Origin of the sequence: Ralstonia condita, assembly GCF_958405655.1 — a bacterium.
Lineage (GTDB): Bacteria > Pseudomonadota > Gammaproteobacteria > Burkholderiales > Burkholderiaceae > Ralstonia > Ralstonia condita.
In genome coordinates this window covers 112,872-137,761 of record NZ_CATYWO010000001.1, presented here as the reverse complement: position 1 = coordinate 137,761, position 24,890 = coordinate 112,872, and the positions used below count along the sequence as shown (strand labels likewise).

At 64.3% G+C, this 24,890-nt stretch carries 23 protein-coding genes and 2 pseudogenes; 9 read left to right on the top strand and 16 right to left on the bottom strand.

Features of this window, described 5'->3' with window-relative positions; all coding sequences use genetic code 11:
• Position 1 precedes the first annotated feature (1 nt).
• The 7 genes from R2N03_RS00625 to R2N03_RS00595 form a co-directional block, all read right to left on the bottom strand.
• Positions 2 to 424, bottom strand: coding sequence for a CopD family protein (locus R2N03_RS00625; protein WP_316653874.1), 423 nt, complete (start codon positions 422 to 424; stop codon positions 2 to 4).
• Between the two features lie 75 nt (positions 425 to 499).
• Positions 500 to 1,780 carry a glutamate-5-semialdehyde dehydrogenase gene (locus tag R2N03_RS00620; RefSeq protein WP_316653873.1) on the bottom strand — a complete coding sequence of 427 codons (1,281 nt, stop codon included), beginning with the start codon at positions 1,778 to 1,780 and terminating at the stop codon, positions 500 to 502.
• A 75-nt stretch (positions 1,781 to 1,855) separates the two neighbouring features.
• Positions 1,856 to 2,932 carry a DNA polymerase III subunit delta gene (holA, locus tag R2N03_RS00615; protein WP_316653871.1) on the bottom strand — a complete coding sequence of 359 codons (1,077 nt, stop codon included), beginning with the start codon at positions 2,930 to 2,932 and terminating at the stop codon, positions 1,856 to 1,858.
• A 14-nt stretch (positions 2,933 to 2,946) separates the two neighbouring features.
• Positions 2,947 to 3,456, bottom strand: a complete 510-nt coding sequence (locus tag R2N03_RS00610) for an LPS-assembly lipoprotein LptE (protein ID WP_428984367.1) — start codon at positions 3,454 to 3,456, stop codon at positions 2,947 to 2,949.
• 32 nt (positions 3,457 to 3,488) lie between these two features.
• The gene (gene leuS / locus R2N03_RS00605; protein ID WP_316653867.1) at positions 3,489 to 6,122 is read right to left on the bottom strand and encodes a leucine--tRNA ligase; all 2,634 of its coding nucleotides are present in this window, start codon (positions 6,120 to 6,122) and stop codon (positions 3,489 to 3,491) included.
• A 177-nt stretch (positions 6,123 to 6,299) separates the two neighbouring features.
• Positions 6,300 to 7,091, bottom strand: a complete 792-nt coding sequence (dapB, locus tag R2N03_RS00600) for a 4-hydroxy-tetrahydrodipicolinate reductase (RefSeq protein ID WP_316653865.1) — start codon at positions 7,089 to 7,091, stop codon at positions 6,300 to 6,302.
• Positions 7,092 to 7,191: 100 nt separating this feature from the next.
• A complete protein-coding gene (locus tag R2N03_RS00595; RefSeq protein ID WP_316653862.1) occupies positions 7,192 to 7,848 on the bottom strand; it encodes an outer membrane protein assembly factor BamE in 657 nt (218 codons plus the stop codon).
• Between the two features lie 153 nt (positions 7,849 to 8,001).
• Between R2N03_RS00595 and fur the strand changes: the two genes are divergently transcribed.
• Positions 8,002 to 8,433 (top strand): ferric iron uptake transcriptional regulator, encoded by a 432-nt coding sequence (fur, locus tag R2N03_RS00590; RefSeq protein WP_316653860.1) that lies wholly within the window; start codon positions 8,002 to 8,004, stop codon positions 8,431 to 8,433.
• Between the two features lie 73 nt (positions 8,434 to 8,506).
• On the opposite strand, the gene R2N03_RS00585 is transcribed toward fur, so the two are convergent.
• From R2N03_RS00585 to dgoD, 4 genes and pseudogenes are all read right to left on the bottom strand, one after another.
• Complete coding sequence (locus tag R2N03_RS00585) at positions 8,507 to 9,550, bottom strand: LysR family transcriptional regulator (protein WP_316653858.1); 1,044 nt, start codon at positions 9,548 to 9,550, stop codon at positions 8,507 to 8,509.
• Between the two features lie 271 nt (positions 9,551 to 9,821).
• Positions 9,822 to 10,820 carry a type I glyceraldehyde-3-phosphate dehydrogenase gene (gene gap, locus R2N03_RS00580; protein WP_316653856.1) on the bottom strand — a complete coding sequence of 333 codons (999 nt, stop codon included), beginning with the start codon at positions 10,818 to 10,820 and terminating at the stop codon, positions 9,822 to 9,824.
• 77 nt (positions 10,821 to 10,897) lie between these two features.
• Positions 10,898 to 12,922: a transketolase gene (gene tkt, locus R2N03_RS00575; protein WP_316653854.1), complete on the bottom strand. Its 2,025-nt coding sequence runs from the start codon at positions 12,920 to 12,922 to the stop codon at positions 10,898 to 10,900.
• A gap of 113 nt (positions 12,923 to 13,035) precedes the next feature.
• Positions 13,036 to 13,614: pseudogene (gene dgoD, locus R2N03_RS00570) on the bottom strand (galactonate dehydratase); the annotation flags it as partial.
• Positions 13,615 to 13,616: 2 nt separating this feature from the next.
• Between dgoD and R2N03_RS00565 the strand changes: the two are divergent.
• From R2N03_RS00565 to R2N03_RS00550, 4 genes and pseudogenes are all read left to right on the top strand, one after another.
• Positions 13,617 to 14,417 (top strand): annotated as a pseudogene (locus R2N03_RS00565) (LysR substrate-binding domain-containing protein); the annotation flags it as partial.
• Positions 14,418 to 14,494: 77 nt separating this feature from the next.
• Positions 14,495 to 14,917: a VOC family protein gene (locus R2N03_RS00560; protein ID WP_316653851.1), complete on the top strand. Its 423-nt coding sequence runs from the start codon at positions 14,495 to 14,497 to the stop codon at positions 14,915 to 14,917.
• A gap of 27 nt (positions 14,918 to 14,944) precedes the next feature.
• A complete protein-coding gene (locus tag R2N03_RS00555) occupies positions 14,945 to 15,694 on the top strand; it encodes a 16S rRNA (uracil(1498)-N(3))-methyltransferase (protein ID WP_316653848.1) in 750 nt (249 codons plus the stop codon).
• Positions 15,695 to 15,777: 83 nt separating this feature from the next.
• Entirely contained in the window at positions 15,778 to 16,374 is a 597-nt protein-coding gene (locus R2N03_RS00550; RefSeq protein ID WP_316653845.1) for a YidB family protein, read from the top strand.
• Between the two features lie 59 nt (positions 16,375 to 16,433).
• Here the strand turns inward: R2N03_RS00550 and R2N03_RS00545 are convergent, their stop codons facing one another.
• The 3 genes from R2N03_RS00545 to R2N03_RS00535 form a co-directional block, all read right to left on the bottom strand.
• A complete protein-coding gene (locus R2N03_RS00545; RefSeq protein WP_316653843.1) occupies positions 16,434 to 17,042 on the bottom strand; it encodes a barstar family protein in 609 nt (202 codons plus the stop codon).
• Positions 17,039 to 17,470, bottom strand: a complete 432-nt coding sequence (locus R2N03_RS00540; RefSeq protein WP_316653841.1) for a ribonuclease — start codon at positions 17,468 to 17,470, stop codon at positions 17,039 to 17,041. Before R2N03_RS00540 ends, R2N03_RS00545 begins: the two co-directional genes overlap by 4 nt.
• Before the next feature lie 464 nt (positions 17,471 to 17,934).
• Entirely contained in the window at positions 17,935 to 20,280 is a 2,346-nt protein-coding gene (locus R2N03_RS00535; protein ID WP_316653839.1) for an NADP-dependent malic enzyme, read from the bottom strand.
• A gap of 285 nt (positions 20,281 to 20,565) precedes the next feature.
• Here R2N03_RS00535 and thiL point away from each other — a divergent pair, with 285 nt between their 5' ends.
• The 3 genes from thiL to R2N03_RS00520 are packed head-to-tail and all read left to right on the top strand — an operon-like array spanning position 20,566 to position 22,626.
• Positions 20,566 to 21,525: a thiamine-phosphate kinase gene (gene thiL, locus R2N03_RS00530; protein WP_316653837.1), complete on the top strand. Its 960-nt coding sequence runs from the start codon at positions 20,566 to 20,568 to the stop codon at positions 21,523 to 21,525.
• Positions 21,522 to 22,100: a phosphatidylglycerophosphatase A family protein gene (locus tag R2N03_RS00525; protein ID WP_316653834.1), complete on the top strand. Its 579-nt coding sequence runs from the start codon at positions 21,522 to 21,524 to the stop codon at positions 22,098 to 22,100. The genes thiL and R2N03_RS00525 overlap by 4 nt, the downstream gene beginning before the upstream one ends.
• A 25-nt stretch (positions 22,101 to 22,125) precedes the next feature.
• Positions 22,126 to 22,626 carry a CinA family protein gene (locus tag R2N03_RS00520; RefSeq protein ID WP_316653832.1) on the top strand — a complete coding sequence of 167 codons (501 nt, stop codon included), beginning with the start codon at positions 22,126 to 22,128 and terminating at the stop codon, positions 22,624 to 22,626.
• On the opposite strand, the gene R2N03_RS00515 is transcribed toward R2N03_RS00520, so the two are convergent.
• Both R2N03_RS00515 and pyrF read right to left on the bottom strand, forming a co-directional pair.
• Complete coding sequence (locus tag R2N03_RS00515) at positions 22,623 to 22,847, bottom strand: metal transporter (protein WP_316653829.1); 225 nt, start codon at positions 22,845 to 22,847, stop codon at positions 22,623 to 22,625. The two genes, R2N03_RS00520 and R2N03_RS00515, sit on opposite strands and share 4 nt — an antisense overlap.
• 37 nt (positions 22,848 to 22,884) lie before the next feature.
• On the bottom strand, positions 22,885 to 23,700 hold the full coding sequence (gene pyrF, locus R2N03_RS00510) for an orotidine-5'-phosphate decarboxylase (protein WP_316653827.1): 816 nt from the start codon (positions 23,698 to 23,700) through the stop codon (positions 22,885 to 22,887).
• Positions 23,701 to 23,913: 213 nt separating this feature from the next.
• Between pyrF and corA the strand changes: the two genes are divergently transcribed.
• On the top strand, positions 23,914 to 24,876 hold the full coding sequence (corA, locus tag R2N03_RS00505; protein WP_316653825.1) for a magnesium/cobalt transporter CorA: 963 nt from the start codon (positions 23,914 to 23,916) through the stop codon (positions 24,874 to 24,876).
• Positions 24,877 to 24,890: the final 14 nt, after the last annotated feature.

Here is a 24,890-nt window from a genome sequence, read left to right as displayed (position 1 = left end):
ATCAGAATGGCTTCACGACCACCAGGATCGTGATCGCCAGCAACAACAGCACCGGCAGTTCATTGAACCAGCGGTAGAAGGTGTGCGAGCGCTTGTTGGCGCCCGCCTCGAACTTGCGCAGCAGTACGCCGCAGCCATGGTGGTAGCCGATCGTCACCAATACCAGCGCAAGCTTGGCGTGCATCCAGCCGTTGGGCGGATACATGCCGATGCGATAACCAAGGAACAGCCACAAGCCCAGCAGGATGGCGACAATCGCCAGCATGGTGGTGAAGCGGAACAGCTTGCGCGCCATGATGAGCAGACGCGTGATCGCTGCGCGCTCGGTTTCCATGGCAAGGTTGACAAAGATGCGCGGAAGGTAGAACAGGCCCGCAAACCACGAGGCGATGAAGACGATGTGAAAGGCTTTGATCCAGAGCATGCGAGTGTCCCTTGAAGCCGTGAAGCGGAGTCGATGAAAACTTTGCGCGCCGCTCTTGGCGGCGCGCTGGAAGCGTCAGGTGCGGATCTCACCGTGGCCGAAGACGATGTACTTCAGCGAGGTCAGCCCCTCCAGCCCGACGGGCCCGCGCGCGTGGAGCTTGTCGTTGGAGATGCCGATTTCGGCCCCCAGGCCGTATTCGAAGCCATCAGCGAAGCGCGTGGACGCGTTGATCATCACGCTGGCCGAATCCACCTCGCGCAAGAAGCGCATGCCGGTCGAATAGTTCTCGGTGATGATGGAATCGGTGTGTGCCGAGCCGTAGGTATTGATGTGCTCGATGGCGGCGTCCAGGCCGTCGACGGTACGGATCGACAGGATCGGCGCGAGGTATTCGGTGTGCCAGTCGGCCTCGACGGCGTCCTTCAGATTGCCGAAACCGGCAGCTTCCAGCGTGGCACGCGTGGCCGGGCACACGCGCAGTTCCACGCCCTTGTCCTGGTAGATCTTTGCCAGCGGCGGCAGCGCGCGTGCAGCCACGTCGCGCGACACAAGCAGCGTTTCCATCGTGTTGCACGGCGCGTAGCGCTGCGTCTTGGCGTTGTCGCACACGCGCACGGCCTTCTCGATGTCGGCATCGACGTCGATGTAGACGTGGCAGATGCCATCCAGGTGCTTGATCATCGGCACACGGGCTTCTTCGATCAGGCGCGCGATCAGGCTCTTGCCGCCCCGGGGCACGATGACGTCGACGTACTCCGTCATGGTGATGAGCTTGCCGACCGCCGCGCGGTCCGTGGTGGCCACCACCTGCACGGCGTTGGCCGGCAAGCCGGCATCGGCCAGACCTTCCTCGATGAGCGCAGCCAGCGCGCCGTTCGATTCGATCGCCTCGGAGCCGCCGCGCAGGATGGTCGCGTTGCCCGACTTGATGCACAGCGCCGCAGCATCCACCGTCACGTTCGGACGCGACTCGTAGATGATGCCGATCACGCCAAGCGGCACGCGCATCTGGCCGACCTGGATGCCGGTTGGGCGGAACTTCATGTTGCTGATCTCGCCGATCGGATCGGGCAGCGCGGCAATCTGCTCCAGGCCCGCAGCCATGGTGTCGATGGCGCGGTCAGTCAGCGTGAGGCGATCGACGAAGGCGGCGTCCTGCCCGTTGGTGCGGGCGCGTTCGACATCGCGGGCGTTGATTTCCTTGAGCTGGGCGGCATCGCGGCGGATGGCCGCGGCGATGTGCAGCAACGCGCGGTTCTTCTGCGCGGTGCCGGCACGAGCCATACCGCGCGAGGCGGCACGCGCCTGACGGCCGACCAGGGCCATGTATTCGTTCACGTCGAGCTGCTTCATGATGATCGCGGCCGGCCGATGCGCCGGCGATTCAATGTGAGGACAATCCGAGGCCTTACGGCCAAATGGGTGCGGTTACGCCGGAACCGGTAGGCTGCCTGGACGCGCCACGCGCATGGCCAGTTGCAGCAGGCCGTCCCATGGTTCGGCCGGCAACGAGGGTTCGCGCAACCCCTTGACCTGCCGGTCCAGCTTGGCCGCCATGGTCAGCGCGTCTTCCAGCTCACGCTGCGACAGCCGCTGCGCCGCCTGCGGCACCAGCCGCTCGCGCGGGCCCCAGACCCGCAGTTCGCGCAGCATGGAGGCTACCGGCTTGCCCTGGGCGACGCCTGCGGCGATTTTCGATAATACGCGAATTTCTTCGGTCAACGTCCAGAGGACCAGGACGGTCGCTTCGCCCTCGCCACGCAGTCCCTCGAGCATGCGCACCAGGCGCGGCACGTCACCGGCCAGCATCGCCTCGGACAGCTTGAACACGTCGTAGCGCGCAACATTCAGCACGGCATCGTGTACGTCATCGAACGTCAGCACGCCGGGCGGATGCAGCAGGCCCAGCTTCTGGATCTCCTGATGCGCCGCCAGCAGGTTGCCCTCGACGCGGTCGGCGATGAACTGCAATGCCCGGCGGCCGGGCTCGCCGGGTTCCACGCGTTGCTGCTGGCGTGCAAGGCGTTCGCCGATCCAGCCGGGCAGCTTCGTGCGATCGACCGTATCGACCTTGATCGACACGCCCGCCCCTTCCAGCGCCGCGAACCACGCCGACTTGGCGGTCGCAAAATCCAGCCGCGGGAGTGTGATGAGTGTGATGGTATCGGTGGCAGGGCCGGACGGCGTGCCTGCAGCCAATGCGCGCAATGCCTCGCCGCCATCCTTGCCGGGCTTGCCGGACGGAATGCGCAGCTCGACGATCTTGCGGTCGCCGAACAATGACATCGACTGCTGCGCCTCGGTCACACGCGACCATGAGAAGCCGCGCTCGACGCTCATCACCTCACGTTCGGAGAAGCCCTGCCCGCGCGCGGCCTGGCGCAGCGCATCGACGGCTTCCAGCACAAGCAGGTGCTCGTCGCCGTGCACCACATAGAGCGGCGCCAGACCCTTGGTGCCAGCCTGCTTGAGGTGCCCTTCGAGCGCGTCGAGCCGCAGTTGCATGACCAGGCGGCCGATTATGACGGCAGCTTCACGGCCGCGAGACGCCGCACGAGCTGGTTGATCGCATCGCCCTGCATGTCGCGGTAGAGCGCCGCTTCTTCGTAGTCCTTGGCAAGCACCTGCGTCTCGTTATACGAGAGATCGCGGAACTGCGTGATTTCCGATGGCGGGATCAGCAAGTTGTCGTGCGCATCGCGCAGCTGGAAGCGGAAGCGGTACGTGATGCGGTATTCGCGCACCACACCTTGCGGCGTGAGTGACGAGATGGTCTTCACGCGGTCTTCGGCCAGCACGTCGAGGAAGGCATCGGCGTCTTTCTTGTCCGACACGATGACGGTGTCGGAGCCATTGTCGATCAGCCGGCGCAACTGCGCGCGCATCTGCGAGTTCTGCGGCAGGTTGATGTACAGGCGCTTGAAAGCAAAGTCGGTGTTGCCGCGCAGGTGGAAGCCGCAAGCGGACAGCACCGGCAGAACGACAGCCAGGGCGAGGACGGAGCGGCCAAAGCGGCGGCGGGACTGCAACATAACCATGCGTTCCTTGAGTGGGATGGCCGTCAGGCCACCACGTTCACCAGACGGCCCGGCACCACGATGATCTTCTTGGGCGGCTTGCCTTCAGCAAAGCGCTGCACGGCTTCGTCCGTGGCGGCGATCGCCTCGATGGCGGCGCGGTCGGCATCGGCCGGCACGACGATACTGCCGCGCACCTTGCCGTTGACCTGCAGCACGAGTTCGATCTCGCTCTGTACCAATGCGCCTTCATCAACCTCCGGCCATGGGGCGTCGAGCAGATCGCCGAACGCACCTGCATAGCCCAGCTCCTGCCACAGCACGTGCGTGATGTGCGGCACGACCGGGTACAGCACGCGCAGCAGCATGCCGAAGCCCTCGCGGCGCGCGTCGGCGCCCGCGTCCTTCGCGCCTTCCAGCGCGTTGAGCATCTTCATCGTCGCCGAGACGACGGTGTTGTATTGCAGCCGCTCGTAGTCGTAGTTGGCTTGCTTGAGCACCGTGTAGAGCTCGCGGCGCAATGCGCGGTCAGCGTCCGTTGCGCCAACGACGACGCCATTGCCGTGACCGGCCCTGATGGCATCACCATGCGCCACACCGAAGTTCCACACGCGGCGCAGGAAGCGCGAGGCACCTTCCACACCGGCGTCGTTCCACTCGAGCTGTTGCTCGGGCGGCGCGGCGAACATCGTGAACAGGCGCGCCGTGTCGGCACCGTACTGGTCGATCAGCGCTTGCGGGTCGATGCCGTTGTTCTTCGACTTCGACATCTTCTCCACGCCGCCGATCACCACCGGCTGGCCGTCAGCCTTGAGCGTGGCGCCCACGGGGCGGCCGCGCTCGTCGGTCTGTACGTCGACATCGGCCGGGTTGATCCACTGCTTCTTGCCCGAAGCGTCTTCGCGGTAGTACGTCTCGTTGAGCACCATGCCCTGCGTGAGCAGGTTGGTGAACGGCTCGTCGAACTTGACCAGGCCCAGGTCACGCATGACCTTGGTCCAGAAGCGCGCGTACAGCAGGTGCAGGATGGCGTGTTCGATGCCGCCGATGTACTGGTCCATCGGCATCCAGTAATCGTTGCGCGCATCGACCATCGTCGCGCCGTCCGGGCACGTGTAGCGCATGTAGTACCAGCACGAATCGATGAAGGTATCCATCGTGTCGGTCTCGCGGCGCGCGGGCTTTCCGCACGACGGGCACGTGCACTCCAGGAAGCGCGGATCCTTGTTGAGCGGGTTGCCGGAGCCGTCCGGCACGAGGTCTTCCGGCAGGCGCACCGGCAGATCCTTCTCGGGCACCGGCACGACGCCGCAGCTCTCGCAATGGATCAGCGGGATCGGCGTGCCCCAATAGCGCTGGCGCGAGATACCCCAGTCGCGCAGGCGCCAGGTGGTCTTCTTCTCGCCCAGGCCCTTGGCCGCGAGGTCGCCCGCGACGGCATCGACCGCTTGTTGGTAGTTCAGGCCGTCGTACTTGCCGCTGTGGAACAGGACGCCGTGCTCCTTGTCACCGTACCACTCGGCCCAGGTGGTCGTGTCGTACGGCTGGCCCTTTACGTCAATGACTTGCTTGATCGGCAGGCTGTACTTGTTGGCGAAGGCAAAGTCGCGCTCGTCGTGAGCGGGCACGCCCATCACGGCGCCGTCGCCATAGGTCATCAGCACGTAGTTGCCGACCCACACCGGCACGGATTCGCCCGTGAGCGGGTGCGTGACGGTCAGGCCGGTCGGCATGCCCTTCTTTTCCATGGTGGCCATGTCGGCTTCCATGACGCTGCCGTGCTTGCACTCGTCGATGAACGCGGCGAGTGCCGGGTTGGTCTGCGCAGCATGCGCGGCGATCGGGTGCTCGGCGGCCACGGCGCAGAAGGTCACGCCCATGATGGTGTCCGCACGCGTGGTGAAGACGTACAGCTTGCCGTCGTTGATGAGCTTGCCGTCATCCCCGGAAATGTTGTGCGGGAAGGCAAAGCGCACACCCTCGCTCTTGCCGATCCAGTTCTGCTGCATCAGCTTGACGCGCTCGGGCCACCCAAGCGGGTCGAGGTCGGAGAGCAGCTCCTGCGCATACTTGGTGATGCCCAGGTAGTACATCGGGATCTCGCGCTTTTCCACCACGGCGCCTGAACGCCAGCCGCGCCCGTCGATCACCTGCTCGTTGGCGAGCACGGTCTGGTCAACCGGGTCCCAGTTGACGGTGCCGGTCTTGCGATAGGCGATGCCCTTTTCGAGCATCTTCAGGAACAGCCACTGGTTCCAGCGGTAGTAGTCGGGGCTGCAGGTCGCCACTTCGCGCGACCAGTCGATCGCCAGACCCATCGACTGCATCTGCTTCTTCATGTAAGCGATGTTGTCGTAGGTCCAGGCCGCCGGTGCCACGCCATTGTTGATCGCCGCGTTCTCCGCCGGCATGCCGAAGGCGTCCCAGCCCATCGGCATCAGCACGTTGTATCCCTTCATGCGCAACTGACGCGTCATCACGTCGTTGATCGTGTAGTTGCGCACGTGGCCCATGTGCAGCTTGCCCGACGGATACGGCAGCATCGAGCAGGCGTAGAACTTGGGCTTGTCCGAGCCGTCGGCGGCGCGCGCGTGCTCAGTCACGCGGTAGGCGTCTTTCGCCTGCCAGTCTTGCTGCGCCTGCTGTTCAACGTCAGACGGGGAATATTTGTCTTGCATGATGACGGTACGCCCAGATGCCCGGGCGGTTGCAGCTGCAGCGCCGGCGCGCACAGCCAAATTGGATGACGGAAAAGGCTCGATTATACCGTCGCCACCGGCCCCTCCCGGGCCACGGCGACGCCGCAGGAACAAGGTCCGGACGGGGCTTCCGACGCTACGTCCGGCCCGCCCGGCTTACAGGCCGAGCACGTCGTTCATGTCGTACAGGCCCTTCTTGCCGGCCACGAACACGGCCGCGCGTACCGCACCCTCCGCATACGACTGGCGTGTGTTAGAGCGATGCGTGATCTCGATGCGCTCGCCGTCGCCCGCAAACAGCACGGTGTGGTCGCCCACGATGTCCCCACCCCGAATCGTGGCAAAGCCGATGGTGCCGTGCTCACGCGGGCCGGTCTCGCCCTCGCGGGCGTAGACGGCGCGATCCGCCAGCTTGGTGCCTTGCGCCTCGGCGACGATCTCGCCCATCTTCAGCGCGGTGCCCGATGGGGCGTCGATCTTGTGCTTGTGATGGGCCTCGATGATTTCCACGTCGTAACCCTGAGCGAGGATCTTGGCAGCCACTTCGATCAGCTTGAACGTCGCATTCACACCCACGCTCATGTTGGGCGCCCACACCACGCCGATCGACTCCCCATAGGTCTTGAAGCTCGCTTTCTGCTCAGCCGTGAAGCCGGTCGTGCCAATCACCACGGCGGTGCCCAGATCACGCGCGATGTTCAGGTGATGGATCGTGGCGTCCGGACGTGTGAAGTCGATCAGCACATCTGCCTGCGACAAGCCTGCGCGCACGTCATCGGTAACGATCACGCCCGTCGTCTTGCCAAGCTTGACGCCAGCGTCCTGGCCCACGGCGTCGCTGCCCGGGCGATCCAATGCGGCACCCAGCGTCACGCCGGGCGTACGCAGAACGGTGTCGATCAGCATCTGGCCCATGCGGCCCGAAGCGCCTGCAATCGCGATTTTCATAGCAGTCGATACAAGAAGGAAAACGGTCTATAGAACGCACAAGCGGCGGAACCCGTCCGCCGCTCGTTCGAAGATGTCGTGCCGGTATGGCAACCCGCCGTCAGGGCGATTTGGAGGCCGGCGGCGGAACGCTGGTGTCGGTGGCGCCACCACCGGTGTGGCGGTCAGGCAGCGTGACATCCATGGCATTTTTGGAGCCGGTGGTCGACTGCACGCGCTCCCCAACCTCAGCGGACGGGATCGACGGTGCGCGGGACGCCGGCGCTGCGCCAGCCGCCGCGGCGGCCGCAGCGGCATCTTTCTTGGGACGCTTGATGCCGTCGATCTCGGCAATCAGTTCAGTCTCGGAAGGCAGGTCATCCGCGCCAACCCACTTGGACAGGTGATCGCCATCGAACCAGAGGGTCAACTTGCGCTCCTGCACCACGTTCGTGTTGCCGCGCTTGAACGAGAAGATGTAGTCCCAGCGGTTGGCGTGGAACATGTCCGTCAGGAGCGGCGTGCCGAGCACGAAACGCACCTGGTCGCGCGTCATGCCTTCCTTGAGCTGAGCCGCCTGTTCGCGCGAAACGAAGTTGCCCTGCACGATGTCGATGCGATACGGCGTGATGGCATTGGCGATCTTGCGCGTGGTGCTGTCGTAAGTACCGCACCCGGCAAGCAGCGCCGACGCGGCGAGCATCGCACCAACCACAAGGCCGCCACGGCGGGCGACATTGGCGAAACAGACAGAACTGCGCGCGAAGGAAAAGGTCATGAGCGATCGGCTTTCAAACGGCCCGGGGCGTGCCCGGTACGGGAGGAATCGGCGGCGGACTGGGCACGCCCTGCAAGCCCGTCGATAGGACTTTTGCCGCCAAAACCCTTATGATTCGGATATCCGAACATTGTACTCTAGGGAGCCAGGCGCATGCCGAGTCCTGCAGACCTCAAGAACATCGGTCTGAAAGCCACGGTGCCGCGGTTGAAGATCCTCGAGATCTTCCAGACCAGCGAAGAGCGCCACATGAGCGCGGAAGACGTGTATCGCGTCCTGCTCGCCGAACACATGGACATTGGCCTGGCCACGGTCTATCGCGTGTTGACTCAATTTGAGCAGGCCGGGCTGCTGTCGCGCAACAACTTCGAATCCGGCAAGGCCATCTATGAACTCAACGAGGGCAAGCACCATGATCACCTGGTGTGCCTCGATTGCGGCCGTGTAGAAGAATTTTTCGATGCGGAAATCGAGCAGCGTCAGCAGAGCATTGCCCGTGCGCGCGGCTTTGCGCTGCAAGAGCACGCGCTGTCGCTGTACGGCAACTGCACAAAAGAGCTCTGCCCGCATCGCCCAAAACGCTGAACTGCCATGATTCCATGAAAAACGGCCGCATCATGTGCGGCCGTTTTTCATTGGCGCGGGGCGGAGGCGGATGTCAGGCTGACAGCCGCGTCTCATCCTCCTTTTGTTCGTCGCCGTTACCGCGCTTGCCGGCCTTGTCCGGCGCCGTGTCGGGCAGCGAGGCATGTGCAGGCGTGCCGGCAGCCTGGCCGGTGTATTCGGCCACGACCTGCTTGAACAGGTTGCGTGCCCACACCAGCATCGGATGCGTGTTGCGGCTACGGTGCCACAGCATGTTCAGGCCCAGCACGGTCTCAAGTTCCGCCGGCAGCGGGAACGCATTGAGGTCGTGCATCTTGCACACCAGATCCTTCATCAGCGAGTTGACCGTGAAGATCATGTCGGTCTGGGTCGCCACTTCGGCCTGCGTGCGCCAGCCGTGCACGGTCATGGTCGAGTTGCGCTTGAGACCCCGCTGCTGCAGGGCATAGTCGAGCGGAATCAGCGAGGGCGCCACACGGCTGCCCGGGCTGCCCTGCGCGACGAAAATGTGCTCGCATTCCAGGTACTGTTCGAGCGTGCAGCGGTCGGTGAGGGTCGGATGCCCCTTGCGCGCGCAGACCCACAGGTTGAAGGAGGTCACGACCTCCTCCATGATCTCGGCATGGCGCGTGGGAAACGGCGAGAACGCCAGGTCCAGCTCGTTGGCGCGCATGGCGGCGACGTCAGCTTCCCATGAGGAAGATTCCGTCAGGCGAACCTGCAAACCGGGCGCAAGGCGCTTCACACGAAGGAGGAACCGGTCGAAGAGTGCATCGCCGAGCGTGCCGGCAAAGCTCACGTTGAAGGTGCCGGCCGCTTCCGCCGGATCAAACGACGCAATGTCGCCCTCGTTGATGGCCGCCCAGAGATCGAGCATTTCACGCACCTTGGGGCCGAGCTCGAGCGCCTTGGGGGTCGGCGTCAGGCCATGCGGAACGCGGATGAAGAGCGGATCATCGAAGATCTCGCGCAAGCGCCCCAGCGAATGGGAGACCGCCGGCGCGGTCATATGCATCTTTTCCGCCACGTACGTGGCGTTCCGCTTGCTGAGCAGCTCGACAAATATCACCAACAGTTTGGTATCGACGTTGACCATGGGACGCCTTGGCTCAGACACGTAGGAAAACTGCGAGGCGACCATTGCCCGCGGCAATGGGCCGGACGCGGCAAAAAAGCTTGCCACGTCAGAATGTAGTATTTGTTCAGTGTACGGATTGGAACTCGAATTTCAAAGCAAATTTCCGTAGCAGGACACCGAATTTACCTGTTTGCAAACGTTTTCTCTCGCCCGCAGACCGCAAAACCACAACGCCCGCCCAAAGAAAAACGCGCCCGAAGGCGCGCTTTCCTGTCCTGTGACGACGCGATTACTTTGCGACGACACGGGCCATTTCCAGCACCTTGTTCGAGTAGCCCCACTCGTTGTCGTACCAGCTCACGACCTTGATGAAGGTGCCGTCGAGTGCGATGCCGGCTTCGGCGTCGAAGATCGAGGTGCGTGCATCGCCGCGGAAATCCGTGGCCACGACCTTGTCCTCGGTGTAGCCCAGCACGCCCTTGAGCGCACCCTGGCTCTGCGCCTTCATCTCGGCGCAGATTTCTTCGTACGAAGCGGACTTTTCCAGCTCGACGGTCAGGTCAACGACCGACACGTCGGAGGTCGGCACGCGGAACGACATGCCAGTCAGCTTCTTGTTCAGTTGCGGGATCACCACGCCCACGGCCTTGGCGGCGCCGGTGGACGACGGGATGATGTTTTCCAGGATGCCGCGGCCACCGCGCCAGTCCTTGTTGGACGGGCCGTCAACGGTCTTCTGCGTGGCGGTGGCAGCGTGCACGGTCGTCATCAGGCCGCGCTTGATGCCCCACTTGTCGTTCAGCACCTTGGCAACCGGTGCCAGGCAGTTGGTCGTGCACGAAGCGTTGGAGATGATCGCCTCGCCCTTGTACGTTTCGTGGTTCACGCCGTACACGAACATCGGAGTGTCGTCCTTCGACGGGGCCGACATGATGACCTTCTTGGCGCCCGCGTCGATGTGCTTCTGCGCGCCTTCCTTGGTCAAGAAGATGCCGGTGGACTCGACCACGACATCGGCGCCGACTTCGCCCCACTTCAGTTCGGACGGATCCTTCACGGCGGTCAGCCGGATCTTCTTGCCGTTGACGACGAGCGTGTTGCCGTCGACCGACACTTCACCGTCAAAGCGGCCGTGCACCGAGTCGTACTTCAGCATGTAGGCCAGATAGTCGGGCTCGAGCAGGTCGTTGATGGCAACGACTTCGATGTCCTTGAAATTGGCGATCGCGGCGCGGAACACCATGCGTCCGATGCGGCCGAAGCCGTTGATGGCGATCTTGATGGTCATGGTCAGTCTCCTGATAGCAGAAAAGAAATCGACGAAAAGCAACGCGGCACCTCGTGGGTGCCGCGCGCAACTAACTTTTAGGCAGCCGGAGCGATGACGCTCTTGGCCGTGTTCACCACGTTTTCGACGGTGAAGCCGAAGTGCTTGAACAGCACACCCGCCGGGGCCGACTCACCGAACGTGTCGATGCCGACCACGGCCTGCACCTGGTACTTCCACCAGAAATCGGTCACGCCCGCCTCGACCGCGACGCGCGGCACGCCGTGCGGCAGCACGCTCGCCTTGTACGCAGCATCTTGCTTGTCGAACACCGTGGTGGCAGGCACCGACACCACGCGTGCCTGGATGCCCTCGGCGGCGAGTTGATCGGCCGCACCGACCGCCAGGCCGACTTCCGAACCCGTCGCGATGATGACTACATCCGGCTTGCCGTTGGCAGCATCGCGCAGCACGTAGCCGCCGCGGGCGATAGCTTTGCGGGTGGCCGGGTTGCGTGCCTGGAACGGCAGGTTCTGGCGGCTGAAGATCAGGCAGCTCGGGCCGTGCTGGCGCTCAATGGCGGTCGCCCAGGCGACGGCGGTTTCGGTGGTGTCGGCCGGGCGCCACACATCCATGTTCGGAATCAGGCGCAGGCTGGAGACGTGCTCGATCGACTGGTGCGTCGGACCGTCTTCACCCAGGCCAATGGAATCGTGCGTGAAGACGAAGATCGAGCGGATCTTCATCAATGCGGCCATGCGCAGGGCGTTGCGGCTGTAGTCGGAGAACGTCAGGAACGTGCCGCCGTACGGGACGTAGCCACCGTGCAGTGCGATGCCGTTCATGATGGCGCTCATCCCGAACTCGCGCACGCCGTAGTTGATGTGGTTACCCCAGGCATCCACGCGCACGGCCTTGCTGCCACTCCAGTTGGTCAGGTTCGAGCCGGTCAGGTCGGCCGATCCGCCAAGCAGCTCGCCCAGCACGGGGCCGTAGGCTTCGAGCGTATTCTGGCTGGCCTTGCGGGTGGCAATGGTCTCGGCCTTCAGTTCGCACTTCTCGATGAACTCGGCGACGGCCTTGCCGAACGATTCCGGCAGCTCGCCACGCATGCGGCGCTCGAACTGTTCTGCCTCTGCCGGATGGCGCTCGGAGTACGCATCGAACAGCGCATTCCAGGCTTTCTCCAGCGCCTGGCCCTGGCCGCGCCCATCCCACGCGTCATAGACGGCCTGCGGCACCTCGAACGGGGCATGCGGCCACGCCAGCGCTTCGCGGGCAGCGGCGATTTCTGCGCCACCCAGCGGCGCACCATGCACGTCGTGGCCGCCTTCCTTGTTCGGCGCACCCTTGCCGATCATCGTCCGGCAGCAGATCAGGGTCGGCTTGTTCGAAGTCTTCGCTTCGGCAATCGCTGCGTCCACGGCAGCCACGTTATGACCGTCGACGGCGCGAATCACGTTCCAGCCGTAGGCTTCAAAGCGCTTCGGGGTGTCGTCGTTGAACCAGTGGACAACATCGCCGTCGATCGAGATGCCGTTGTCGTCCCACAAGGCGATCAGCTTGTTCAGGCCCAGCGTGCCCGCCAGCGAGCAGGCTTCGTGACTGATGCCTTCCATCAGGCAGCCGTCGCCGAGGAAGACGTAGGTATGGTGGTTGACGATATCGAAGCCCGGGCGGTTGAACTCCTGCGCGAGCAGGCGTTCGGCCAGCGCCATGCCGACGGCGTTGGTGATGCCCTGGCCCAGCGGGCCGGTTGTCGTTTCCACGCCCGGGGTGATGCCGTATTCCGGGTGGCCGGCGGTCTTGCTGTGCAACTGGCGGAAGTTCTTCAGCTCCGACATCGGCAGGTCATAGCCTGTCAGATGCAGCAGCGCGTACAGCAGCATCGAGCCGTGACCATTCGACAGCACGAAGCGGTCACGGTCGGGCCAGCGCGGGTTCAGCGGATTGTGGCGCAGGTGGCGGCTCCACAGCGCCACGGCGATGTCCGCCATGCCCATTGGCATGCCGGGGTGACCCGAATTGGCCTGCTGGACGGCATCCATGGCAAGCACGCGGATGGCGTTGGCCATCAGCTGGGTAGGCTGGGTGGTATTCGAATGGTGGGCGGGGGCGGTCATGCAAACCTGCGGACGGAAGGCGGGAAAACCGCGATTTTACCAGACAGACATGACCCAACCGGGGTGATCGCGGTCAGTAAAACGTGTTGCGACTTCCCCCTCCCCTGCCCGGCCTACCACTCCGCGATGGAACCATCGGCATGACGCCGCACCGGGTTGCGCCAGTCGGGTGCTTCCTTGCTGCGTTCGATCACCAGCGCCTCGTCGATGTCCACACCCAGGCCGGGCAGGCGCGGCGGGCTGATATACCCGCATTCCAGGGCAAAATCAGCCTTGTTGCGCACGTAATCGAGCAGTTCGGCGCCCTTGTTGTAATGGATGCCCATGCTCTGTTCCTGCAACGTGGCGTTCCAACTGACGAAATCGACGTGCAGGCACGCTGCCAGCGCGATCGGGCCCAGCGGGCAATGCGGCGCCAACGCCACATCATAAGCCTCGGCCATGGCGGCGATCTTCACGCATTCAGTAATGCCACCGGCGTGGGACAGGTCCGGCTGCAGGATCGACACCCCGCCCGCCTCGAGCACCCGCTTGAAGTCGAAGCGCGAGAACATGCGCTCGCCGGCGGCGATGGGCAGATGGGTGTGGGCGGCCAGGCGGGCATAGGTTTCGGCCTGCTCGGCCAGCACGGGCTCTTCGATAGAGAGCGGGCGATACGGCTCCAGCTCCTTGATGAGCACCTTGGCCATCGGCGCAGCTCGAAGAGCATCTGGGCAAAAAGCTCTTTGCGCGCCGCAACAACCAGCTCACGCTGACAGACGCGGGCGACAACTACCTGCCTCGCGTGCGCGACGCGCTGCGTGCGCTCGAACAAGCCACCGACCTGCTGATGGACACCGCCGACGCGCCGCTGCGCGTGGCCGTGCCGCCAACCTTCGGCGCCAAATGGCTCGTGCCCCGGCTATACCGATTCTTCAACCAGCATCCGCACGTGCGCGTCGAGGTCTCCACCGCCGACGTGCAAGACCACGGCCAGTTCGATCTGTGCATCGACGACCGGCAAGTCAACGCGCCCAACCTGCGCGTCGAGTGGTTCACCTCCACCGATTTCTTCCCGGTGTGCAATGCCACGCTGCAGGCCGCCATCCGCATGCCGCAGGACCTTGCCACGCAGACGCTGCTGCACGAGCGCGGCGGGCGCCATCTCGCGCACCATCCGACGTGGCGGCAATGGCTGGACGAGGTCGGTGTGCCCCACATCGATGCCACGCGCGGGCCGGCGTTTTCCGAGGCGCTGATGGCGCTGCAGGCGGCCATTGACGGCCAGGGCGTGGCGCTCGGCCAGGGCATCCTTGTCGAATACGACATCGCCGCCGGACGTCTCATGCGCCCGCTGGCGACCGAGGCCTCGCTACGCCTGTCGTACTACCTGATCCATCCGCACCAGGCAGCAGAGCACCCGGGCTTTGCATTGTTCCGTCAATGGCTCGTCGATGAAGTGGCGCGTAGCGGCGGCCGCGCACGCAACCAGACCCCGGCAAGCGAGGTGTTTTGATTTCTTTTTGATTGTGGCGTGGCGGGCGCTCTACACTATTCGTCCCTGGCTGCATTGCGCCGAAGAAGGAGCCCGCCATGAGCTTCCCCCGCCCCGCCAACACCCCGTGGCTCGTCCCGTACCTGACCGTGCGCGACGCATCGGCCGCCATCGGCTTCTATCGCAACGCGTTCGGCTTCGCGGTTCAGGACGAGGTGGACGACCACGGCCGCCCGATCCACGTCGAGATGACGTATCAGAGCGAACTGATGCTGATGTTCGCGCCGGAGGGAGCATTCGGCTCCACCGCCAAGGCGCCGGCCGGCGCGGGTTTCGAATGCCCGCAGAGTTTCCACCTGTATTGCGAAGACGTGGACGCCGTGTACCAGCGCGCGCTGGACCAGGGCGCTGCATCGATCATGGCACCGCACGACGCCTTCTGGGGCGAGCGCTATGCCGCCGTGCGCGACCCCGATGGCTATCGCTGGGGCCTCGCCTGCCGCCGCGCAGCCACGACCTGACACGATTCACCCACGAGGATTGCTTGCATGGGGCTCCCCCGCTTTTTCGTCGAACCACCGCTGGCGCCGCACACCACCGTCACGCTGCCCGAGGCCGTCACGCGGCACATCCACGTGCTGCGGCTGGCCGTTGGCGACGACGTTTGCCTGTTCGACGGCTCGGGCAAGGAGTTCCGCGCCCGGCTCGATGCCATCAACAAGCGCGACGCCACCGCCAGCCTTACGGATGCCACACAGCCCGACACCGAGGCACGCTACGCCATCACGCTCGCGCAGGGCATCGCCGGTGGCGACAAGATGGACTGGCTGATCGAGAAAGCCGTCGAACTCGGCGTGCAGGCCATCGCCCCGCTGCAGACCGAGCGCGGCGTGGTTCGCCTCTCGGGCGAGCGTGCCGCCAAGCGCGTGCAGCACTGGCAGGCACTGGTGCAGGCCGCCTGCGAGCAAAGCGGCCGCGCCCGCGTGCCGGTGGTCGCGCCGGTCGCCACGCTGCGTGAGTGGCTTGGCGCCAGCAAGTCGACGGACGTGCCGCGCGTGCTGCTGTCACCGCGCGGCACGCAATCGCTCACCGAATGGGCAGTGCTGTCGCGCACGCGCATCGAGGGCAGCGGCATCGTCCTGCTGATTGGCCCAGAAGGCGGGCTCTCGCCGGACGAAGAAGCGCTTGCCGAGGCGGCCGGTTTCTTACCGCTGACACTCGGGCGACGTATTCTCAGAACGGAATCGGCGGCGCTGGTGGCGGTGTCCGCGCTGCATGCCGTGCTTGGCGAGTTCTAAGTTCTGACGACGAAACACTGACCGTTTGATCCCCCCGGCGGGCCTTTCCCCCATTACCCGCCATCGACCAAAGGAGCTTCATCATGGGTCTACTCGATTCGATTCTCGGCGGCGGCAATGACGCCGGCGGCGCGCAATCGTCCTTGCTGGGCAACAAGAAGGTGCTGCTGGCCGTAGGCGTGCTGGCCTACCTGGCGATGAAGCACAAGTCGCAGGGCGCGGGCGATGCAGCCGCGCCGCAAGGGCAGGAAGAGCAAGGCGGCGGCCTGTTCGGTTCGCTGGGTGGCTTGCTGGGTGCGGCAGGCGGTGCCGGCGCGCTGGGCAGCCTGCTTGGCGGCGCTGGCGGTGGCCTTGGCGGTCTGCTCGGCGGTTTGCTGGGCGGCGGCGGCAATGCAGATCAGGCGGCAATCGGGGGCCTGGGGCCGCTGCAGCAGATCCTGGAGCAAGCCGGCCTGGGCGAACAGGTCAAATCGTGGATCGGCAATGGCCAGAATCTGCCGGTATCGGGCGAGCAGATTACCCAGGCGCTGAGCGGCACGGGTGCGCTGGAGGAGGTATCCAAACTGGCCGCCCACTTCGGCATCAACGAAGGCGACCTCGCCAACCAGCTCGCTGAAGGCCTGCCCGAAGCGGTGAACCACCTCACACCGCAGGGAGCACTCCCGGCCGGACACGCATAATAAAAAAGCCCGCATGTGCGGGCTTTTTCTTATCAATTCCGGTCAATCAACCGGCAACTTCACGCGAACGAATAGAAGACGCGGAACTGCACCTTACGCTCTGCCCAGAACTCGGCAGCATCGCGGAACACATCCAGTAGCACCTCGCGCGCCTCCTTGTCGAACTTCGGCTGGCACGGAAGTCCTTCGAGCACGATCACGAATCCTGGCTGCGGGCCAGCCTTGTAGATCATGTCGGTCAGGCAATCGGCCAGCGCGTCAAAGTTCTTGCCGAAATGCTTTGGGAACAGGAATTCGCGAGCGATCACGTCGAGCACTTCGCTCTTCGTCGTCGCAGCAGCACAGTTGGCGTAGAGGAAATGCTGCCCGAGGCTGGCCGCAGACTCGGCCAGGTCCGCCACACGGAACGCACGGATCGACTGCACGATATTGGGGCGCACCGTCTTGAACAAGTTCATGGCGTCCTCACGAGCCCCGTCGTCCGTCTTGGTAGTGTCCTGCGTCATGATCTTCTGCGGCGGGATGGCCGCGCCCCCGACGCGCGCGCCCCGGGCCTGCATCCCGACCACGCCGTCGTACAGATTCTGCGCCTTGTGCCACGCTTCGCGGGCCACGCGCTCATCGCGTGCGGTGAGCGAGTCGTCCAGCCCAAACATGTTGGTCGTCATCGCTGTATCCGTTGAAAACTGTTGTAGTGATCTTCCGTGTAATAGCAGTCGTTTGCCGCCTGCTGATCGCCGCCGCAAATAATGCGCTTGGCCCCGCGATTACGCGCTCCGCGCGTCCTGACGGTGTACTCGTGGTAGTAACCGCGCCGCTGCATCGGCAAAAGTCGTTCATAGTTGCCGAACGTGATGCCATCTTTCGCATACGGGAACGGCCCGCCCTGCTCAATCAATGCCAGCGTATGCTGCGCCTCTTTGGGCAAGTCGGCGGCGCGAATGGTTCCCGCCGCGACGGCCATGCCGTCAGTGTTCCGCGCGATGGCTTGGGCAGGCAAGCCGGCTCCCGCCAACGCCAGCGTCATTGCCAGGGCGCCGCGCGCCATCGCCTGAGATACGGAGCGACCGACCCATGCTCCAAATCGCTTTGTCATCAGCAAGCCCAAACGGGAGAATCGCGCAGACCGGACAGGTCGACGCAGGTCACAAGCGCAGGCGGGCGTCCCAGAATGTCAGGACGACCGGTTTGCAGCTGAAAGCGAAGCGGCTCGATACCAAAGGGCGTGCGGGGAAATGACAAGTCGGACGGCTGCCGATGGCGACTTGGGGAATCCTTCCGCCTGCACTCATTGCGCATCAGAAAGAGGGAATCAGACCATGCGTGCGTACGAAAAACCACTTTCCTGCTACTCGCCCGGCCTCGAATCCACCTCATGTGCTCAGAAGCACCCCTTCAGCCCCTAAGGGTACGCTCATCAATGGCAACAATCAACCGGCGGCACAAGTCTGAAGGGTTTTTTGATAGCACACCTGATTAAATTCAAATGTAAGCGCACACACACTTAAGAGTAAAAATAAAGGGGCGCAGCATCGTGCGCCCCTTTTTCAAGCGTTGTGATCAGCGTTGCGCTTGCGCAGCTGCATCCACCACGGTGAGCGCCGTCATGTTGAGGATACGTCGCACGGTGGCGGACGGCGTCAGGATATGCACCGGCTTTTTGGCGCCCAGCAAGATGGGACCGATGGCGATGTTGTTGCCCGCCGCCGTCTTCAGCAGGTTGTAGGCGATGTTAGCCGCATCAATGTTGGGCATGACCAGCAGATTGGCTTCGCCTTCCAGCGTCGAGTCCGGCACCAGGGAGTCGCGCAGCTTCGCATCCAGCGCCGCATCGCCGTGCATCTCGCCGTCCACTTCCAGTTGCGGAGCACGTTGGCGCAGGATCGCCAGCGTTTCCCGCATCTTGACGGCAGAAGGCGCTTCCGAAGAGCCGAAGTTCGAATGCGACACAAGCGCGACCTTCGGCTTGATGCCGAAGCGGCACAGTTCTTCGGCAGCCATGATGGTGATTTCAGCCAACTCCTCGGCGGTCGGATCGGTGTTGACGTGCGTGTCGGCCAGGAAAATCTGACGGCCGGGCAGCACCAGCCCATTCATGGCGGCGTACACGCGATTCGTGCCGCCGATGACCTGATCGATGTAACGCAGATGCGCTGCCGTATTGCTGACGGTGCCGCAGATCATGCCGTCCGCATCGCCCTTATGGATCATCACGGCGCCGATCAGCGTGGAACGGCGGCGCATTTCCAGCTTGGCGTACTGCGGCGTCACGCCCTTGCGGGCCATCAGCTTGTAGTACGTCTCCCAATATTGACGGAAACGCTCGTCGTGTTCGGGGTTCACCACGGTGAAATCCACGCCCTCGCGCAGGCGCAGGCCGAAGCGCTCGATGCGATGGGCGATCACGCTCGGGCGACCGACCAGGATCGGGCTGGCGAGTTTTTCATCGACCACGATCTGGACGGCGCGCAGCACACGCTCTTCTTCGCCTTCTGCGAAGACGATGCGCTTGTGCTCCATCGGCACCTTGCGGGCCGCCGAGAAGATCGGCTTCATCAGCGTGCCCGAGTGATAGACGAACTGCTGCAGGTGCTGGCGGTAGGCGTCCATGTCTTCGATCGGACGCTGCGCCACCCCCGAGAGCATGGCCGCCTGCGCTACGGCCGGCGCGATCTTGACGATCAGGCGCGGGTCGAACGGCTTCGGGATCAGGTATTCAGGGCCGAAGGAGACATCCTGGATGCCATAGGCCGTGGCGACGATGTCGCTCTGCTCCTGGCGAGCCAGCTCGGCAACGGCGTGCACGGCGGCGACTTCCATCTCACGCGTGATGGTCGTCGCGCCGACGTCGAGCGCGCCCCGGAAGATGAACGGGAAGCACAGCACATTATTGACCTGGTTCGGATAGTCCGTGCGGCCGGTGCCCATGATGACGTCCGGACGCACTTCCTTGGCCAGTTCCGGCAGGATTTCGGGATTCGGGTTGGCCAGCGCGAAGATGATCGGCTTGTCGGCCATGCGCTTGACCATGTCCTGCTTCAGCACGCCGGCAGCGGACAGGCCCAGGAAAATATCTGCGCCGTCGATGACTTCGGCCAGCGTCCGCTTATCGGTCTTCTGCGCGAACACGGCCTTGTCCGGATCCATCAGTTCCGCGCGGCCCTCGTAGACCACGCCCGCCAGGTCCGTCACCCAGATGTTCTCGCGCGGCAGGCCAAGGTCGACCAGCAGGTCGAGACACGCCAACGCCGCAGCGCCGGCGCCGGACGCCACCAGCTTGACCTTCTTGATGTCCTTGCCGACCACCTTGAGTGCGTTGGTGATGCCGGCGCCCACCACGATGGCGGTGCCGTGCTGGTCGTCATGGAAGACCGGAATCTTCATGCGCTTGCGCAGTTCGCGCTCGACGAAGAAGCATTCCGGAGCCTTGATGTCTTCCAGGTTGATGCCGCCAAAGGTCGGCTCCAGCGAGGCGATGATGTCAACCAGCTTCTGCGGGTCTTTTTCGTTGATCTCGATGTCAAACACATCGATACCGGCAAACTTCTTGAAGAGACCTGCCTTGCCTTCCATCACTGGCTTCGACGCTTCCGGGCCGATATCGCCCAGACCGAGCACAGCGGTGCCGTTGGTCACCACGGCGACCAGGTTGCCGCGGGCGGTGTAGCGGAAGGAATTGGACACGTCGGCGACGATCTCTTCGCACGCCGCGGCCACGCCGGGCGAGTATGCCAAGGCCAGATCGCGCTGGTTCGACAGCGGCTTGGTCGGCGTTACCGAAATCTTGCCCGGGGTCGGAAACTCGTGATACTCCAGCGCGGCTTTACGCAGGGCGGCGCGCTGCTGCGCCTTGAGTTCTTCGTCCGTGCGGGCGGGCTGTTGAGGCTGGGTATCCACCGTGGTCATGAGGTGTCTCTCTATCGGGGGGGCGCCGCCCGCCGACCGTCGCATCTAGCGGGCCACCGGGAAACCACATGAGGGTCACGGTACGACGGTCCGCCTCCTTGGGCCCGTCATTTTATATAGTGAAAACTGATCTCACAACGGGAATTTGGGTGGGACTGCTATGCGCATTCGCTACAATATTCCACCGTCCTGTCACGGCACCATCGGGCTTGCCCCACTCTTTCCATCCTCGTTGCCGTGTCTACGCCTGCCGAACCCGCCAATTCCGCTGATCAGCCTGCTGAAATGTCAGAATTTGAGCTGATCCGCCGCTATTTCACCAAACCGGCACGCCGCGCCACGCTGGGGGTCGGCGACGACTGCGCGCTGCTCGGGCTCCGTCCCGGCTACGAATTGGCCATCTCCACCGACATGCTGGTCGCCGGTCGCCACTTCTTTCCGGATGCGGAGCCGCGCGCACTTGGCCACAAGGCCCTGGCGGTCAACCTGTCGGATCTGGCGGCCATGGGCGCCGAACCGCGCGCGTTTACGTTGGCCGTAGCGCTGCCGGAGGCCAATCCGGCGTGGCTCAAGCCGTTCTCGGAAGGCATGTTGGCACTGGCCGACGCATTCCATTGCGAGTTGATCGGCGGCGACACCACACGTGGGCCGTTGACACTCAGCCTGACCGTGTTCGGGGACGTCCCCGCCGCTGCGGCGCTACGCCGCGACGCCGCCCGCCCTGGCGATGATCTGTGGGTCTCCGGGACGGTCGGCGACGCACGCCTTGCCCTCGGCGCCCTTCGCGGCGAATGGGCACTGACGCCCGAAGCGCTCGCGCAGGTCCAGCCACGCATGGATACGCCCACCCCGCGCGTCGCCCTCGGCTTGGCATTGCGCGGTATCGCCCGGGCGGCGCTCGACATTTCCGATGGCTTGCTGGGCGATCTGGGACACATCCTCACGCAATCGCACGTCGGAGCGACCGTCGAAGTCGAACGCGTGCCGCGCTCGCCGACGCTGGCTGCGCAACCGCTGGACCACCAGTTGCAATGCGCGCTGGCCGGCGGCGACGATTACGAACTCTGCTTTACCGCTCCGGCCGGCGCGCGCGAGGCCGTGCTCGCGGCTGGCCAGCGGGCCGGCGTGGCGGTGACGCGCATCGGCCACATCGATGCCGTGCCGGGCCTGCGCCTGGTGGACGCGCAGGGCGCACCCATCACGTTCACGCACGGCAGCTTCGATCATTTCTCTTCCTCGCCATGATGTCTTCCGCACCGTTCCCGCCGTCGACCCCACCGAGCCAGCCCGAGACCGTGACCCTCGATGCCGGGCAGACCGCGCAGGTGCGCCGTCCGACGGCCCGCTTCATGTTTGGCCACCCGGCACGCATTCTGGCCCTGGGCTTCGGTTCAGGGCTTTCACCGCTGATGCCTGGTACGGTGGGAACCCTGTATGCCTGGCTGGTCTACGTGGTGTTCGCGCGCTGGATCAGCGGGCCAGCGTGGCTGATGATCGCAGCGGTCGGCTTCGTGATCGGCATCTGGGCATGCGCCCGCACGGCGCGCGACCTTGGCGTCGCCGACCACGGCGCCATGGTGTGGGATGAGATGGTCGCGTTCTGGCTGGTGCTGGCGTTCGTCACGCCGACCACGCTCGGCGGCCAGTTTGCCGCGTTCCTGTGGTTCCGGTTTTTCGACATGGTCAAGCCCGCCCCGATTCGCTATTACGACCGCACGCTCAAAGGCTTCGGCGTACGCGGGGGTTACGGCGTGATGGTCGACGATATCCTGGCTGCGTTCTACACGCTGCTCGTTTTTGCGCTGTGGCGCTCGATTTGACGTCAGAAGGTTCGAAGGTATTGCAATGGCTGAATCCCGCGCGCTGGCCCAATTGGCCGAACTCGTTGCCGACACGCTTCACAAGCGCAGCCTGATGATGGCGGCCGCCGAATCCTGCACGGGCGGGCTGGTGTCCGCCGCCATCACCGACGTGCCGGGCTCCTCTGCGTGGTTCGAGCGCGGGTTCGTCGTGTATTCCAACGAAGCAAAATCCCAGATGCTGGGGGTACCAGCCGCGCTGATCCGCGAGCACGGCGCGGTGAGCGAACCCGTGGCACACGCGATGGCAGAAGGCGCGGTGCTCAACAGCCGCGCGCAGGTAGCGCTGGCGATCACCGGTGTGGCAGGGCCGACCGGCGGCACACCTGACAAGCCGGTCGGCATGGTGTGTTTCGGGTGGAGCAACCGCCTGCAGACGCAGGTGGAGACACGCCAGTTCAAAGGCGACCGCAAGCAGGTCCGCCTGCAGGCCGCCGAGCATGCACTGCGCGGCTTGCTCGACTTCCTCGCGACCGCCGAATCCTAGGCGGCGCGCTCGCTGGGGTGGTCCGGCTGGCGACGCTCCTCGTGCTCGTGCTCCGGCTGGTGCTCATGATCGTGCTCGTGTCGGCGATCGCGATCGTGATCACGGCGCGTCGTCTCGTGCTCGTGGGTGTCGTCGCGTTCCTTCTCGAGCTTGCGGTTCGGATCCTGGCCAGTCGCCTCGCGCCGGATGCTGGCGGCGGGATGGTGCAGATGCGGGGTCATGGCGTCCTCGCTGTGACGGCGACCGGACCAGCGCGGCTCAGTCGCGGAACAGGTTGATCTGGTCGCGCGTGGCTTGGGCAACGCGGCGAGCGGCATCGGCGAAATCGCTGTCAGTGCTGGCGTAGAGAATGGCCCGCGACGAGTTGATCATCATGCCGGTGCCATCCGCGGTACGGCCCGCGCGCACGGTCGCCTCGATGTCGCCACCCTGGGCGCCGATACCGGGGATCAGCAGCGGCATGTCGCCGACGATCTCGCGTACCTTGGCAATTTCCTGCGGGAAGGTCGCGCCCACCACCAAGCCCATCTGGCCGCTGGTGTTCCACACGTCGCGCGCACGCTCAGCCACCACCTGATAGACGGGGCGACCGCCGGTTTCGAGGAATTGCACATCGCTGCCACCCGCGTTGGACGTGCGGCAGAGCACGATCACGCCCTTGTCGGCGTGCGCGAGGTACGGCTGCATCGAATCGAACCCCATGTAGGGGCTGACGGTGATGGCATCGGCCTGGTAGCGCTCGAAGGCTTCCTTGGCATAGTGCTCGGCGGTGGACCCGATATCGCCACGCTTGGCATCCAGAATGACGGGGATGCCCGGATAGGCCTCGTGAATGTAGTTGATGAGCTGCTCGAGCTGATCTTCAGCGCGCTGCGAGGCGAAGTAGGCGATCTGCGGCTTGAACGCGCAGACGAGATCGGCCGTGGCATCGACGATGGCCCGACAGAACGAGAAGATCGCGCCGCCCGTGCCGGTGAGCGACGCCGGCAGGCGGGCCGGATCGGGGTCGAGCCCGACACACAGCAGGGAATTGTTGCGCTGCCAGGCGGCGGCCAGTTGTTCGGTGAATCGCATGATGTCGGGAAAGTGAGGGTGCAGCCGGACGGCCGCATGACTTGCCTGCATTTTACCCGCGAGCCGGCCCGGTGGCGGCATCTTCCTGGCGTGGCATCGGCCCTGCGCGTGCGCGTGAAGTCACGGTTTCCGGCGGAATGGGCCGCGCCTTTACGCTACACTCGGCGCGATTTTTCGCCCATCCGTCAACGCATCGCCTCGAGGAACTACCGCATGATCAACCTGTTCGTCGTGCAAAAAGGCCGTCTCGCGCAAGAACAGATCGAAGAACGCAGTGAACTGCTGCAGCACAAGCCGATCTGGATCGACGTCATTGACCCCGACGACGAAGAGCTCGCGTGGATCCAGGAAGCCTACGGCGTGAGACTGCCCGAGCTGGAGCAATTAGGAGACCTGGAAGCCTCCGCCCGCTACTTTGAAGGCGAAGACGGCCACATCCACATCCGGACCGATTTTCTCCTCGACGAAGAAACCACGTCGCGCAATGTGCGCGTGGCCTTCGTGCTGACCAGGGATGTGCTGTTCTCCATCCATGACGAGGACCTTCCTGCCTTCCGGCTTGTGCGCATGCGCGCACGGCTGCGCCCGGGGTCGGTGCGCAACGCCAAGGACGTGCTGATGGACCTCTACGCCACGGACGCTGAATACTCGGCGGATTCGATCGAAGAAGTTTACGAGCGCCTGGAAGATGCCAGCAAACGTGTGCTGGCCGATGAAGTGACCGATGCCGCTGCCGCGGACGTGCTGGAGATCATCGCGCGCGTGGAAGACCTGAACGGGCGCATCCGCCGTAACGTGATGGACACGCGCCGCGCGGTGTCATTCCTGCTGCGCAGCCAACTGCTTTCAACCGATCAGCAAGACGAGGCGCGGCAGGTGCTGCGTGACATCGACTCGATCGAGAACCACACCGCCTTCCTGTCGGACAAGGTCAACTTTCTGATGGACGCCACGGTCGGTTTCATCAACATCAACCAGAACAAGATCATCAAGCTGTTCTCCGTGGTGTCCGTGGCGCTGATGCCGCCCACGCTGATCGCTTCGATCTACGGCATGAACTTCAAGGTGATGCCCGAACTGGACTGGGCCGAGGGCTATCCGTATGCGATCATGATGATGATCGTGTCCGCGGCGATCCCGCTGATCTACTTCCGCCGCAAGGGCTGGCTGCGGTAGATGCCCCGGGACGG

Coding starts and splice junctions, on each gene's coding strand:
- dapB (WP_316653865.1), bottom strand. CDS start 7,091: ATGAAAATCGCGATTGCAGGCGCTTCGGGCCGCATGGGCCAGATGCTG.
- R2N03_RS00545 (WP_316653843.1), bottom strand. CDS start 17,042: ATGACGACCAACATGTTTGGGCTGGACGACTCGCTCACCGCACGCGAT.
- R2N03_RS00525 (WP_316653834.1), top strand. CDS start 21,522: ATGATGTCTTCCGCACCGTTCCCGCCGTCGACCCCACCGAGCCAGCCC.
- R2N03_RS00550 (WP_316653845.1), top strand. CDS start 15,778: ATGGGTCTACTCGATTCGATTCTCGGCGGCGGCAATGACGCCGGCGGC.
- R2N03_RS00625 (WP_316653874.1), bottom strand. CDS start 424: ATGCTCTGGATCAAAGCCTTTCACATCGTCTTCATCGCCTCGTGGTTT.
- corA (WP_316653825.1), top strand. CDS start 23,914: ATGATCAACCTGTTCGTCGTGCAAAAAGGCCGTCTCGCGCAAGAACAG.
- R2N03_RS00540 (WP_316653841.1), bottom strand. CDS start 17,470: ATGACAAAGCGATTTGGAGCATGGGTCGGTCGCTCCGTATCTCAGGCG.
- thiL (WP_316653837.1), top strand. CDS start 20,566: ATGTCAGAATTTGAGCTGATCCGCCGCTATTTCACCAAACCGGCACGC.
- R2N03_RS00560 (WP_316653851.1), top strand. CDS start 14,495: ATGAGCTTCCCCCGCCCCGCCAACACCCCGTGGCTCGTCCCGTACCTG.
- R2N03_RS00535 (WP_316653839.1), bottom strand. CDS start 20,280: ATGACCACGGTGGATACCCAGCCTCAACAGCCCGCCCGCACGGACGAA.
- tkt (WP_316653854.1), bottom strand. CDS start 12,922: ATGACCGCCCCCGCCCACCATTCGAATACCACCCAGCCTACCCAGCTG.
- leuS (WP_316653867.1), bottom strand. CDS start 6,122: ATGCAAGACAAATATTCCCCGTCTGACGTTGAACAGCAGGCGCAGCAA.
- R2N03_RS00585 (WP_316653858.1), bottom strand. CDS start 9,550: ATGGTCAACGTCGATACCAAACTGTTGGTGATATTTGTCGAGCTGCTC.
- gap (WP_316653856.1), bottom strand. CDS start 10,820: ATGACCATCAAGATCGCCATCAACGGCTTCGGCCGCATCGGACGCATG.
- R2N03_RS00520 (WP_316653832.1), top strand. CDS start 22,126: ATGGCTGAATCCCGCGCGCTGGCCCAATTGGCCGAACTCGTTGCCGAC.
- R2N03_RS00620 (WP_316653873.1), bottom strand. CDS start 1,780: ATGAAGCAGCTCGACGTGAACGAATACATGGCCCTGGTCGGCCGTCAG.
- R2N03_RS00515 (WP_316653829.1), bottom strand. CDS start 22,847: ATGACCCCGCATCTGCACCATCCCGCCGCCAGCATCCGGCGCGAGGCG.
- R2N03_RS00595 (WP_316653862.1), bottom strand. CDS start 7,848: ATGACCTTTTCCTTCGCGCGCAGTTCTGTCTGTTTCGCCAATGTCGCC.
- fur (WP_316653860.1), top strand. CDS start 8,002: ATGCCGAGTCCTGCAGACCTCAAGAACATCGGTCTGAAAGCCACGGTG.
- R2N03_RS00555 (WP_316653848.1), top strand. CDS start 14,945: ATGGGGCTCCCCCGCTTTTTCGTCGAACCACCGCTGGCGCCGCACACC.
- pyrF (WP_316653827.1), bottom strand. CDS start 23,700: ATGCGATTCACCGAACAACTGGCCGCCGCCTGGCAGCGCAACAATTCC.
- holA (WP_316653871.1), bottom strand. CDS start 2,932: ATGCAACTGCGGCTCGACGCGCTCGAAGGGCACCTCAAGCAGGCTGGC.